We start from the raw sequence: 12276 nt of genomic DNA, 5'->3' as shown, positions 1-12276 counted from the left end.
TGGTGGGGTTGGTGCGTCATGGGGATCTCTGGGTGGGGGGGCGGGGTGAATGGGCGGGTGGGGGTGCGGTGCGTCCGGGGGGGGGCGGACGCTCCGCACCGCCTCCCTCCCTGTCACGCCGCCCCCGCTCCGAGAGATCCCCATGACGCACGATCCCCTCCTCTCGCTCGCGCAGCGCCTCCCCGCCATGCAGGGCTTCCCGACCGTCGACGAGCTCCGCGCCGACCTGCTGTCGCTCCACGAGGCCCACCCCGAGCGGATCGCGCACGCCGTGCTGGGCCGGTCTCGGCTGGGCGAGCCCATCGACCACTTCGCGATCGGTGACGGGCCGATGCAGGTGGTCATCGCGGGAGGCGTGCACCCCAATGAGCCGATCGGGTTCCGGACGGTGCAGCAGCTCGTGCGTCTGCTGATGGAGGCCCCGGAGCTCGCGGACCTCGCCGCCACCTGGCACATCGTCCCGTGTGCCGATCCCGACGGTGCCCGCCTGAACGAGTCGTGGTTCGCCTCGGCGGATCGCGCCGCGTACTTCACGGGTTTCTACCGGCCCGCACCTGGTGAGCAGGTCGAGTGGTCGTTCCCCTTCGAGTACAAGGAGGCGTGGTTCGACCACCCGATCCCCGAGACCCGAGCCCTCATGGCGCTGTTCGACCGGGTGCGGCCGGACGTGTTCGTCGGCCTCCACAACGCCGAGTTCGGCGGCGTCTACTTCTACCTCAATCAGGACGACGCGATCCTCGCGCGGGAGCTGCGCGAGCTTCCCGCTGCGTTCGGTCTGCCGCTGGATGTCGGTGAGCCGGAGATGGACGGACTGGTCCGCCTCGACGACGCCGTCTTCCGGGCTCCCCTCGCCCGGGAGCGCTACGACCACCGCGAGGCGCGGGGCCTGCCGCCCGAGACCCGCTCGGGAGGCGGAGGCACCGCCGACTACCTCGAGAGGTACGGCACCACGACGATGATCGCGGAGCTGCCCTACTGGACCCATCCCGACGCCGCCGACACCACGCCGACCGATCGCCTCTACCGCGACGTCGTGGCGGAGAAGGCCGATGCCCTCGACGAGCTGCACGGGCTGCTCCGGGAGATCCTCGACGCCGCCCGCCCGTCGCTCACGATCGACTCGCCGTTCCGGCGGGCGAGCGAGGCCTTCGTCCCCGGGATGGGAGAGGCGGCCCGAGCCGAGCGGGCGCGGTTGAACGATCCCGCCCTCGGACGACTGGCGACGGTGGCGGAGGTCTTCGGCAACCGGGAGGTGGCCCGCACCTTCCGGCTCCGTTTCGGAGGCATCCTCCGTCGTGCCCTGGCGGCCGAGGTGGACGCCGGAGTCGCACGCGGCCCCGTGCGCGCCGCATCGGCCGAGATCGACGCCGCCTTCCGGGAGTGGCTGGCCGCCGAGAAAGACACCGAGCTGGTGCCCGCGCCGGTCGCGGCGCTCGTGGGCGTGCAACTGGCGGCGGTGCTGGCGACCGTTCGACGGAGGCGGGGATGATCCTCGCGCGTCGGATCGGGGCGCGTATCGCGGAGTTCGTGCTCGTCTTCATCGGCGTCACCTTCATCATCTACGCGACGGTCTGGGCCCTCCCCGGCGATCCGATCGCGGCCCTCGGCGGCGACCGTCCGCTCCCCGACAACGTCGTCGCGCAGCTGCGCGCGCAGTTCCACCTCGACGACCCGCTCTGGCTGCAGTACCTCCGCTACCTCGGGGGCCTGTTCACGGGAGACCTCGGGACGACGTTCTCGGGGGTCCCGGTCGCCGAGCGGATGGCCTCGCGGTGGCCCGTGACGATCACGCTCGCCCTCACCGCGTGGGTCATCGAGGTCGTCATCGGCGTGGTGCTCGGTCTCGTCGCGGGCCTGCGGCGCGACAGCGCGATCGATCGCACGGTGCTGTTCGGCACGATCCTTGCCACCTCGATCCCGATCTTCGTCGTGGCCGTCTCCGCGCAGCTCCTGTTCGGCCTGCACCTGGGCTGGCTGCCGATCGCCGGCACCGACGCCGGGTGGCCGGTGGCCTACGTCCTGCCGGCCACCGTGATCGCCCTCTTCGGGCTCGCCTCCATCGCCCGGCTCATGCGGGGAAGCGTGATCGACTCGATGGAGTCCGACTTCGTCCGCACCCTGCGGGCCAAGGGCATGCCCGGCTCCCGCATCGTCGGGCTGCATGTCATGCGCAACTCCGTCGCCCCGGTGCTGACCTTCGTCGCGATCGACCTCGGCTTCCTCCTCGGCGGCGCCGTCGTCGTGGAGGGGATCTTCAACCTGCCCGGGATCGGGCAACTCCTCTTCAGCGCCATCCGCACACATGAGGGCCCGACGGTGGTCGGAGTGGGAACGACCCTGATCCTGATCTTCCTCGTGCTGAACGTGGTGGTCGATCTCCTGAACTCGATGCTGGACCCCCGGAGCCGTCATGACTGAGACCGCCGCGGCCGCCCTCGAGCACGTCACCGTCAGCCGGGGCGTGTGGACGAGTCTGCGCCGTCGCCCCCTGTTCTGGATCAGCGCGGCCATCCTCGCCGTACTCGCGGTGATCTCCCTCTTTCCCGATGCCGTGGGCGGGCTGTTCGGCCAGCCCGATCCCCGCGCGTGCGAGCTGCGCGACAGCAAGCAGCCTCCGAGCGCCGCGCACGTCTTCGGCACGGACCTCCAGGGCTGCGACATCTACGCGAACGTCATCCACGGCGCCCGGACGTCATTGTTCATCGGCGTGACGGCGACCGTCATCGCCCTTGCGATCGCGATCGTCGTCGGCACTCTCGCCGCCTACTTCGGCGGCTTCGCCGACATCCTGATCTCCCGGCTGACCGACGTCTTCCTCGGGTTCCCGTTCATCCTCGGCGCGATCATCGTCCTCAACAGCGTGGGGGAGCGGACACCCCTCGTGGTCGCTGTCGTCCTGGCCGCGTTCAGCTGGCCGACCCTTGCGCGGCTCGTGCGCACCTCCGTCCGCACGGTACGAAGGATGGACTACATCAGCGCCGCCAGCGCGATGGGCATCTCGCACGCTCGGACGCTCGTCACCCACGTCGTCCCGAACGCGATCGGTCCGGTGCTCGCGATCACCGCGACGATGGTCGGCAGCATCATCGTCGCCGAGTCGACCCTGACCTTCCTCGGTGTGGGACTGCGATCGCCTTCGATCTCGTGGGGCCTGCAGATGGCCAACGCGCAGTCGTACTTCGGCTCCTCGCCGCACATGCTCGTCTTCCCTGCCCTCTTCCTCAGCGTGACCGTGTTCGCGCTCATCACCCTTGGCGACATCCTGCGGGATGCGCTCGACCCGAAAGGACGCCGACTGTGACCGTGACCTCTCCCGATGTGGACGCTCGCCGACAGGAAGCCGTGCGCAGCGCGGCCGAGTATGCGGCGCGATGGTTCGCGTTCGCGGGAGAGACCCGCGAGGTTCCCGGCATCCAGGCGGCCATCCGCTACCGCGGCGAGCTGATCCTGGAGTTCGCGTGGGGCTCTGCGAACGTCGAGACCGGCGAGACGCTCACGACCGAGAGCCTGTTCCGGATCGCCTCGCACTCCAAGACGTTCACGGCGACGGCTGTGTTCCAGCTCGCCGAGCGGGGAGCGCTGCGCCTCGACGACACCGTCGCGCACTGGGTGCCCGAGCTGGCCGACTCCGACCTGGCCGCCATCACCGTGCGCGAGCTCCTGGCCCACCAGGGCGGAGTCGTCCGCGACGGACGCGACGCCGACTACTGGCAGCGCGGCGCCGCCTTCCCCGATCGCCGGCGGATCGTCGACATCTGCCGCGCCGAGGGCCGGATATTCGCCCGCAACGAGCACTTCAAGTACTCCAACATCGCCTACTCGGTGCTGGGGCTGATCATCGAGGCGGCCTCCGGCGCCGATTACGACACCTTCACGCGACAGAACATCTGCGCTCCCCTCGGGTTGGAGCGCTCGGGGGCGGAGTGGCAGGGCGCCCGCGCCGACGAGTACGCCGCGGGTCACACGGCGCGCTTCGCCCTCGGTGGTCGGCGGCGCGTGATCCCGCACGTCGACACGCGGGCGATGGCGGCGGCGACGGGGTGGTTCTCCACCGCGAGCGAGACGAGCGCGTACCTGGCGGCCCATGCCCTCGGCGACGACCGGCTGCTCGGCGACGACAGCAAGCGCCAGGCGCAGTACCGGGTCTCGCGCATCGAGATCGGCGGCGCCCACCGGCACTACGGGCTGGGGTTCGAGCTGTTCGAGCTCGACGGCTCGCTGCTCGTCGGTCACAGCGGCGGCTACCCCGGCCACATCACGCGCACGTGGCTCGACCCCGAGAACGACCTCGTCGTCAGCGTCTTCACGAACGCGATCGACGGCCCGGCCGACACCCTCGCCACCGGCGCGATCGGGCTGCTGCGCCTCGCGCTGGCCCACGCCGAGGACGACGAGCGGGTCGACGGCGTCGAAGGGCGCTACGCGAGCCTGTGGTCGGTGCTGGATCTCGCACACCTCGGCGGCGCGACCTTCGCCCTCCACCCGCAGCTCGACGACCCTGCCCGCCTGGCCGAGAAGGTCGAGACCGCCGCCGACGGTACCCTCCGCCAGCCCGCGCGAGCGAGCTTCGGCGCGGCCGGAGAACCCGTCGAGGTGGCGCGGGGTGGCTCGGGTGCGGTGGAATCGATCACGTGGAGCGGCATGTCGATGTGGCCGTTCGACGTCTTCACCGAGGCGATGGCGCAGCCGGACCCCGGACGGATCCTGGAGGGCATGGCACTGTGACGGACGTGGACAAGGACGGCTCGGCCTCCCTCGATCTCCCCGAGGAGCTGCGCACCTTCGTGGAGGACTTCGCCTTCGCGTGGGGGGCGGCGGGAAACCCGCGCATGGACGGGCGGGTGCTCGGCCTCCTCCTGATCGTCGATCGCCCCTTCCTCTCGTCGGCGCAGATCGCGGAGATGCTGGGAGCCAGCGCCGGGGCGGTCTCGATGTCGACGCGCGCCCTCGTGAGCCTCGGCTTCCTCAAGCCCCACTCGCTCCCCGGCGATCGCAGTCGCTACTTCCGCGTGGAGGAGGACGTGTGGGGGAGCTTCCTCGCGGGCGAGCGCGATTACGCCCGTCGCATCACCTCGACGATCGACTACGGGCTGGACGTCGTCTCCGAAGACGCGGTGGGGCCCCGCACCCGGTTGAACAACGCGCGGCGGTACATGATCTGGCTCGTCGGGTATCACCGCAAGATGCTCAGCGACTGGGAGGCCTACCGGGACTCCGGCGCCGATGAGGACGCCGACTCATGAGCGCCCCTCTCCTGGACGTGCGGGGCCTGTCGGTCGACTTCGTCGTCGGCAGCGAGACCGTCACCGCCGTGCGTGATGTCTCCTTCACGCTGGGCCGGCGCGAAGTGGTGGCGCTGGTCGGCGAGTCGGGCTCCGGCAAGAGCGTCACGGCGCTCTCGCTCGTCGGGCTGCTGCCGCGCGGCGCGCGCGTGCGGGGCGAGGCGCTCCTCGACGGGGATGACCTGTTGGCGATGAGCCGCCCGCAGCGGGAGGCCATCCGCGGCACCCGCATCGGCGTCGTCTTCCAGGATCCGGGGAGCGCGCTGGATCCCGTCTTCACCATCGGATCGCAGATCGAGGAGATGCTGATCGTCCACCGGCCCGGGATGTCGCGGGCCGAACGTCGGGCGCGGGTGATCGAGCTCCTGGAGCAGGTGGAGATCGCCGACCCCGCGGCGCGGTTGTCGAGCTATCCGCACCAGTTGTCGGGCGGGCAGGCGCAACGCGTGATGATCGCGATCGCGCTCGCCTGCGACCCCGAGATCCTCATCGCCGATGAGCCCACCACGGCGCTCGACGTCACGGTGCAGCGCGAGGTGCTGGACGTGCTCCGTCGGCTGCGGGACCGGATCGGCACCTCGATCGTCATGATCACCCACGACATGGGGGTCGTCGCCGACATCGCTGACCGCGTCGTGGTGATGCGGGAGGGGCGCGTGGAGGAGGCGGCGGGCGTGCGCGAGCTGTTTTCCGCCCCCCAGGCCGACTACACGCAGCGCCTGCTGGCCGCGGTGCCACGGCTCGGGGCCCCCGAACGGCCCGTTCCCGCGGCCGAGACCGCGGTGCTCGACGTCGACGACTTGTCGGTGGTCTACGGGCGCGGTGCCCGTGCCGTGGCCGCCGTCCACGGCGTGAGCCTCCGCGTCGGCGAAGGGGAGATCGTGGCCCTCGCGGGCGAGTCCGGGTCGGGCAAGTCGACGATCGGTCGGTGCGCGCTGGGGCTTGCCCCCATCTCCTCGGGGTCGGTGCGCATCGACGGCGTCGATCTCGCCCGGGTGCGCGGGCGGCGTGCGGTGGCGGTCAAGCGCCGCGTGGGTGTCGTGTTCCAGAACTCCACCGCGGCCCTGGATCCGCGCCGGACGGTGGGTGAGTCGATCGGCGAGCCGCTGCGCGTGCACGGTGGGCTCCGCGGGGCGGGGCTCCAGGCCCGCACGGCGGAGCTGCTCGACGCGGTGGGGCTGCCCTCGGCGTGGCATCGCCGTTATCCGCACGAGCTGTCGGGGGGTCAGCGTCAGCGGGTGGCGATCGCCCGCGCGATCTCGCTGCGCCCCCGTCTCCTCATCGCCGACGAGCCCACGAGCGCCCTCGATGTGTCCGTCCAGGCCACGGTCCTGGACCTCCTCCGTGACCTGCAGCGGGAGCTCCGGTTCGCCTGCCTGTTCATCAGTCACGACCTCGCGGTTGTCGACGAGCTCTGCGACCGGATCGTCGTGCTCCAGCTGGGGGCCGTCGTCGAGGAGGGATCGCGCGTCGACGTTCTTCGCCGGCCGCAGCATCCGTACACCCGCGCGCTCATCGCCGCGGCTCCCGTGCCCGATCCCGTCGAGCAGGCCCGCCGGAGGGAGACCGCCCTCGCGGGCTGATGCCCAGGCGGGCTCGTCTACCCTGGAGGACATGGAAGAATCCACCCCCGTGCGCGCCACCGGCCCTCGTCAGGTGCGCCCCCGCACCGAGGGCTGGACTCAGCAGAAGGACGCCGAGGGGCGGCCGCTCCTGCAGTTCGCCGCTCCCAAGAAGGGGATGCCGCCGGTCCATCTCGCCGACCTCACCCCAGAGCAGCGCGTCGAGAAGGTCACGGAGCTCGGCATGCCGGGCTTCCGAGCCAAGCAGCTCGAGAAGCACTACTTCCAGCACTACACGTCCGATCCCGCGGAGATGACCGACCTCCCGGCGTCGGGCCGCGAGGAGTTCGTCACCGCCCTGCTGCCGCCGCTGCTCACCGAGGTGCGTCGCCTCGAGACCGACAAGGGCGACACGATCAAGTTCCTCTGGAAGCTGCACGACGGCGCGCTCGTCGAGTCGGTGCTCATGCGCTATCCCGGCCGCATCACGCTGTGCGTGTCGAGCCAGGCCGGGTGCGGCATGAACTGTCCCTTCTGCGCGACGGGACAGGCCGGCCTCACTCGCAACATGTCGGCCGCCGAGGTGGTCGAGCAGATCGTCCGAGCGAACCGTCTCATCGCCGACGGCGGCTTCGGGCCGGCGCATCACGACGGCGAACGCGTCACCAACATCGTCTTCATGGGCATGGGGGAGCCGCTGGCCAACTACAACCGCGTCATGACGGCGGTGCGTGCCATGGTGGACCCCACACACGGGCTGGGAATGAGCGCGCGCGGCATCACGATCTCGACGGTGGGCCTCGTGCCGGCGATCAACAAGCTCGCGGCGGAGAACATCCCGGTGACCTTCGCGCTCTCCCTCCACGCCCCCGACGACGGCCTCCGCGACGAGATGATCCCGATCAACTCGCGGTGGAAGGTCGACGAGGCGCTCGACGCCGCCCGGGGCTACTTCGAGAAGACCGGCCGCCGCGTGTCGATCGAGTACGCGCTCATCAAGGACATGAACGACCATGCCTGGCGCGCCGACCTCTTGGCCGACAAGCTCAACCAGCGCGGGCGCGGCTGGGTGCACGTCAACCCGATCCCTCTCAATCCGACGCCGGGCTCGGTCTGGACCGCATCCGACGTCCCGGTGCAGAACGAGTTCGTCCGTCGTCTGAACGAGGCAGGCATCCCCACGACCCTCCGCGACACGCGCGGCAAGGAGATCGACGGCGCCTGCGGTCAGCTCGTCGCCACCGAAGACGACCGCGCCGCCGCCGCCCGCTCCTGAAACCCCTCCCTCCGCGTCAGAGCTCCCAGAGAGCGGCAACGGGGAGGGACGAGAGCCGGTCGGCGAACACGGATCCGGATGAGGCGGTGTTGAGGACGAACCCAGCGATGAAGCGATCACCGAGGCGGTCGCGCAGTGCCCGCAGGCCGGCGAAGTGCTCGGACTTCACCGTGGCACTCGTCTTCACTTCGAAGGCGATGACTTTGCCGTCGGAGAGCTCCGCCACCAAGTCGACCTCGAGTCCGTTTCGGTCGCGGAAATCGTACAACTCGTATTCCTCATTGCTCCACGCGCGCTGAGCGAGCAGTGCCGCGGCGACGAAGCCCTCGAGAGCCCCGCCGATGAAGGGGCTATCGATGGGGAGCAGCTGCCTCTCGTCCACCCGCGATAGCCGCAGGGCGAGACCGGAGTCGGAGACGATCGCTTTCGGACGTGACGACTCCCGACTGGTGAGGTTGGGCGTCCACGGCGGGATGAGATCCACGAGGAACAGCGCTCTGAGAAGATCGATGTACGCCGTCATCGATGACTCCGGGATGGCTGCGTCTCGAGCAATACGGGCGCGCACGACCTCGCCCGCTTGATTGGCGGCGAGCAAGCGCAGTACCGAAGCGAGGCGTCCCCTGTCGGTACGGGGAGCGAGGTCGGTCGCATCGCGTTGCAGCAATCGTTCGACGTAGCTGTCGAACCACACCCGACGTAAACGTCCCGAAAGGGAGCGTGCCTCCGGATAGCCGCCGGCAGCGATGGCTGCGACGTAGTCGAATCGTGTCGTCTCTGTGGAGAAGGCGGCCGCATCGACGCCGTCATGGATGCGGGCGACGATGTCATCGGAGCTGCCCGCGGCCTCGCCTTGAGTCAGCCCACGCAACGCGACCGTGATCGCGCGTCCGGCCAGACTGTCGGGCGTACCGGGAAACCGCAGCAGGTCGCTTGATCCAGTGAGCACGAATCGGCTCGCACGTCGATCGCGGTCGATCGCGGCCTTGAGGGGGAGGATCAGGTCGGGCGCACGCTGTACCTCATCGATCACGAGCGTTCCATCGGAGAACTGGTTGACGAATGACGTCGGATCCTCTCGGGCCGCCGCGAGCGACCCCGGATCGTCGAGTGAGAGCGATCGCGTGGGGCGACCTTCAGTGATCATGCGCGCAAAGGTGCTCTTGCCGACCTGTCGTGCGCCTTGGATCACCAACGCCGGGAACGTCTCCAGCGCCTCGCGGGCGAAGGAGGAAACGTGCCGGTCGATGAGCGTCGTCATGCGCTGAGTCCATCGATGTTCGGTGATTCGCTGTCTCCAACTCGTGGATTCGCTGACCTTAACTCGGTGATTCGCTGTCCCCGTCTTGTTGATTCCTGAACCTGATTCGGTGATCCGCTGCGAAGGGCTCGCTGAGTGAACGGCCTGTCACGCTCACCTGTCGCAACACGCCGCCCGGCCTGTGACCTGTGACAGGGGAGGGGGCGGAGCTGGTGTCTCTCCGCGGGACTAGCGTGGAGGGATGGTCAATTATCGCTATCTCGGCAACAGCGGCTTCAAGGTCTCGGAGATCACCTACGGCAACTGGGTCACCCATGCCTCGCAGGTGGAGAACGACGCGGCCATCGCGACGGTGCACAAGGCGCTCGACCTCGGGATCACCTCGTTCGACACGGCGGACACCTACGCCAACACCGCCGCGGAGGTGGTGCTGGGCGAGGCGTTGAAGGGACTCGACCGCACCGACTACGAGGTGTTCACCAAGGTCTATTGGCCGATCGGCAAGAAGGGGCCGAACGACCAGGGGCTCTCCCGCAAGCACATCTTCGACGGCATCCACGGCTCGCTGCGGCGGCTGGGTGTCGAGTACGTCGACCTCTACCAGGCGCACCGGTACGACTACGAGACTCCTCTGGAGGAGACGATGCAGGCCTTCGCCGACATCGTCCGCCAGGGCAAGGCGATGTACATCGGTGTGAGCGAGTGGACCGCGGAGCAACTGCGTGAGGGTCACGCGCTGGCCACGCAGCTCGGCTTCCAGCTGGTCTCGAATCAGCCGCAGTACTCGGCCCTGTGGCGGGTCATCGAGGGCAAGGTCGTCCCGACGTCGGAAGAGCTCGGGATCTCGCAGATCGTCTGGTCGCCGATGGCGCAGGGCGTGCTGTCGGGCAAGTACCTCCCGGGCCAGCCCGTTCCCGCCGGGTCGCGTGCGACCGACGAGAAGAGCGGGGCGAGCTTCATCAAGCGGTTCCTGCAGGACGACGTCCTTGCCGCCGTGCAGAAGCTGAAGCCCGTGGCCGAGCAGGCCGGGCTCACGATGCCCCAGCTCGCCATCGCCTGGGTGTTGCAGAACCCGAACGTGTCGGCGGCCCTCGTGGGAGCATCGCGCCCCGAGCAGCTCGAGGACTCGGTGAAGGCCTCGGGCGTCGTCCTCGACGACGACACGCGCGCCGCGATCGACGACGCCCTGGCGCCTGTCGCGGTCACCGATCCGGAGCACACGTACTCGGTGTCGCCGAGCACCCGTCCGGCCTGATCCGCGACGCGACATGGTCGCCGTGAGCGCCGGCATCCTGCTCTACCGTCACGACGACGGGGGCGGGGTGTCGGTGTTCCTTGCGCACATGGGCGGGCCGTTCTGGTCGCGCAAGGACTCGGGGGCGTGGTCGATCCCGAAGGGCGAGCTGGAGGAGGACGAATCTGCGCTCGACGCCGCGCGCCGCGAGTTCCGAGAGGAGCTCGGCGTCGATCCCCCGGCCGGTGACTACGCCGAGCTCGGGACGTTCGTCTACGGCTCGGGCAAGCGCGTGGTCGTCTTCGTCGCCGACGGCAGCGGGTTCGCGCCGTCGGAGTACTCGTTCGGGACGTTCGAGATGGAATGGCCCCCGCGCACCGGCACCCGGCAGTCGTTCCCGGAGGTCGACCGGGCGGAGTGGATGCCGATCGGCCACGCGGTCGAGCGCCTCGTGGCGGGACAGCGCCCCGCGCTGCAGCGCCTGTCCGACCTGCTCCAGGCGGCCCGCTGACGTCGGCTCCTCCCCAGGCATCTCGGAGAGCGTCCCCCCTCGCGCATGTCGGTGAGGGGGAGCACACTGTCCTCATCGCGGGGGAAAGGACTCGTCATGGCACACGGCGACATCACGCACATCGACATTCCGGTCAGCGATCTGGGGCGGGGCGCGCAGTTCTACTCCACGCTGTTCGGCTGGCAGATCTCCGAACCTCCTGGCTTCGAGGGCTACCCGATGTGGCGCGCCCCCAATGGGATCAGCGGCGGAGGCCTCGCGCCCCGCGACGACGGCTTCACCCAGCCGCGCTCGTATGTCGAGGTCGACTCGATCGACGCCACGGTTGCGGCGGCCGTGGCCGCCGGCGGGCAGGTGGCGAGGGAGAAGAGCCCGATCACCGAGACGAGCTGGTGGGCGGTCATCGCCGATCCCGACGGAAACCACATCGGACTCTTCGAGGGGATCGCAGAGGTCTGAGGCCCCTCGGGTCAGCGCCGCTTGCGCGGAGCCTCCGAGACGTCCAGTCGGTCGTGATGACCGCTCAGCGACGACCACGCGCTCTCGGTGCCTTTCGCCGCGTGTTCGGCGGCGCGCACGGCACGCTCGTCGGCCCACTCGTTGAGCACGTGCCCGCGGTGTCCGCGCACGTGCTCCAGTTCGATGTCGGGGAGCCCCTTCGCGCGTCGCGCGTCCCGCGCGGCGATCAGCTGCTCGAGCAGATCGCGGTTCTTGGTGGGGGCGCCGGTCGAGGTCTTCCAGCCGCGCCGGCGGTGCGCGTCCATCCACGACGTGTAGGTGTCGATGGCGTACTTGGAGTCGGCCTGGACGACCAAGTGGGCGATGTCGGGGTGGTCCTCGATCGCCTTCAGGAGCCCGAGGAGCTCACCGATGTTGTTGGTCCCCACCGGCAGCGCCCCCGCAGCCCAGTGACCGTCTTCGCCGACCCACGCCCATCCGGTCGGTCCCGGATTGCCCTTGCAGGCGCCATCGGTGGCGACGACGTATCGCGTGGAATCTGTCACTCCTCGACGCTAGTCGATCGCCGTGCGACCTCCTGCGCGGCCCCGTCCCGGGCTCCCCTCGCGACCCCGGGGTCTGCGGTTGTCGACGCGGTCGTGAGTTCGGCCTGTGTATACGCTCACCGTAGCCGACAGCCGATTCGCGCGCC

General features: G+C 69.7%; 12 protein-coding genes. 10 read left to right on the top strand and 2 right to left on the bottom strand.

Annotation, left to right across the window (positions count from 1 at the left end; genetic code table 11):
• The first annotated feature begins 142 nt into the window (after positions 1-142).
• The 7 genes from QM591_RS09740 to rlmN are packed head-to-tail and all read left to right on the top strand — an operon-like array spanning position 143 to position 8120.
• The gene (locus QM591_RS09740; RefSeq protein WP_415132016.1) at positions 143-1489 is read left to right on the top strand and encodes a M14 family zinc carboxypeptidase; all 1347 of its coding nucleotides are present in this window, start codon (positions 143-145) and stop codon (positions 1487-1489) included.
• The gene (locus QM591_RS09735) at positions 1486-2418 is read left to right on the top strand and encodes an ABC transporter permease (RefSeq protein WP_415132014.1); all 933 of its coding nucleotides are present in this window, start codon (positions 1486-1488) and stop codon (positions 2416-2418) included. Before QM591_RS09740 ends, QM591_RS09735 begins: the two co-directional genes overlap by 4 nt.
• Positions 2411-3301 carry an ABC transporter permease gene (locus QM591_RS09730; protein ID WP_415132012.1) on the top strand — a complete coding sequence of 297 codons (891 nt, stop codon included), beginning with the start codon at positions 2411-2413 and terminating at the stop codon, positions 3299-3301. Before QM591_RS09735 ends, QM591_RS09730 begins: the two co-directional genes overlap by 8 nt.
• Positions 3298-4725, top strand: a complete 1428-nt coding sequence (locus QM591_RS09725; RefSeq protein ID WP_415132010.1) for a serine hydrolase domain-containing protein — start codon at positions 3298-3300, stop codon at positions 4723-4725. Before QM591_RS09730 ends, QM591_RS09725 begins: the two co-directional genes overlap by 4 nt.
• Positions 4722-5243, top strand: coding sequence for a GbsR/MarR family transcriptional regulator (locus QM591_RS09720; RefSeq protein ID WP_415132008.1), 522 nt, complete (start codon positions 4722-4724; stop codon positions 5241-5243). The genes QM591_RS09725 and QM591_RS09720 overlap by 4 nt, the downstream gene beginning before the upstream one ends.
• Positions 5240-6865: an ABC transporter ATP-binding protein gene (locus QM591_RS09715; RefSeq protein ID WP_415132006.1), complete on the top strand. Its 1626-nt coding sequence runs from the start codon at positions 5240-5242 to the stop codon at positions 6863-6865. Before QM591_RS09720 ends, QM591_RS09715 begins: the two co-directional genes overlap by 4 nt.
• 31 nt (positions 6866-6896) lie before the next feature.
• Complete coding sequence (gene rlmN / locus QM591_RS09710) at positions 6897-8120, top strand: 23S rRNA (adenine(2503)-C(2))-methyltransferase RlmN (protein WP_415132004.1); 1224 nt, start codon at positions 6897-6899, stop codon at positions 8118-8120.
• 16 nt (positions 8121-8136) lie between these two features.
• Here the strand turns inward: rlmN and QM591_RS09705 are convergent, their stop codons facing one another.
• Complete coding sequence (locus QM591_RS09705) at positions 8137-9381, bottom strand: ATP-binding protein (protein ID WP_415132002.1); 1245 nt, start codon at positions 9379-9381, stop codon at positions 8137-8139.
• Between the two features lie 241 nt (positions 9382-9622).
• On the opposite strand from QM591_RS09705, the gene QM591_RS09700 reads away from it, so the two are divergent.
• From QM591_RS09700 to QM591_RS09690, 3 genes are all read left to right on the top strand, one after another.
• Positions 9623-10636 carry an aldo/keto reductase family protein gene (locus QM591_RS09700; RefSeq protein WP_415132000.1) on the top strand — a complete coding sequence of 338 codons (1014 nt, stop codon included), beginning with the start codon at positions 9623-9625 and terminating at the stop codon, positions 10634-10636.
• Between the two features lie 13 nt (positions 10637-10649).
• Positions 10650-11126 carry an NUDIX domain-containing protein gene (locus QM591_RS09695; protein WP_415131998.1) on the top strand — a complete coding sequence of 159 codons (477 nt, stop codon included), beginning with the start codon at positions 10650-10652 and terminating at the stop codon, positions 11124-11126.
• 96 nt (positions 11127-11222) lie between these two features.
• The gene (locus QM591_RS09690; protein WP_415131996.1) at positions 11223-11585 is read left to right on the top strand and encodes a VOC family protein; all 363 of its coding nucleotides are present in this window, start codon (positions 11223-11225) and stop codon (positions 11583-11585) included.
• An 11-nt stretch (positions 11586-11596) separates the two neighbouring features.
• Here QM591_RS09690 and QM591_RS09685 read toward each other — a convergent pair whose 3' ends face one another.
• Positions 11597-12130 carry a ribonuclease H family protein gene (locus QM591_RS09685; RefSeq protein ID WP_415131994.1) on the bottom strand — a complete coding sequence of 178 codons (534 nt, stop codon included), beginning with the start codon at positions 12128-12130 and terminating at the stop codon, positions 11597-11599.
• Positions 12131-12276: the final 146 nt, after the last annotated feature.

It is taken from the genome of Microbacterium sp., assembly GCF_047607225.1.
GTDB lineage: Bacteria > Actinomycetota > Actinomycetes > Actinomycetales > Microbacteriaceae > Microbacterium.
This window is presented reverse-complemented; position numbering and strand designations above follow the sequence as displayed.

What these genes read in the sequence shown, in the direction of transcription:
- QM591_RS09715 (WP_415132006.1), top strand. Translation starts at nt 5,240, where the DNA reads ATGAGCGCCCCTCTCCTGGACGTGCGGGGCCTGTCGGTCGACTTCGTC.
- QM591_RS09730 (WP_415132012.1), top strand. Translation starts at nt 2,411, where the DNA reads ATGACTGAGACCGCCGCGGCCGCCCTCGAGCACGTCACCGTCAGCCGG.
- rlmN (WP_415132004.1), top strand. Translation starts at nt 6,897, where the DNA reads ATGGAAGAATCCACCCCCGTGCGCGCCACCGGCCCTCGTCAGGTGCGC.
- QM591_RS09705 (WP_415132002.1), bottom strand. Translation starts at nt 9,381, where the DNA reads ATGACGACGCTCATCGACCGGCACGTTTCCTCCTTCGCCCGCGAGGCG.
- QM591_RS09690 (WP_415131996.1), top strand. Translation starts at nt 11,223, where the DNA reads ATGGCACACGGCGACATCACGCACATCGACATTCCGGTCAGCGATCTG.
- QM591_RS09735 (WP_415132014.1), top strand. Translation starts at nt 1,486, where the DNA reads ATGATCCTCGCGCGTCGGATCGGGGCGCGTATCGCGGAGTTCGTGCTC.
- QM591_RS09700 (WP_415132000.1), top strand. Translation starts at nt 9,623, where the DNA reads ATGGTCAATTATCGCTATCTCGGCAACAGCGGCTTCAAGGTCTCGGAG.
- QM591_RS09695 (WP_415131998.1), top strand. Translation starts at nt 10,650, where the DNA reads ATGGTCGCCGTGAGCGCCGGCATCCTGCTCTACCGTCACGACGACGGG.
- QM591_RS09740 (WP_415132016.1), top strand. Translation starts at nt 143, where the DNA reads ATGACGCACGATCCCCTCCTCTCGCTCGCGCAGCGCCTCCCCGCCATG.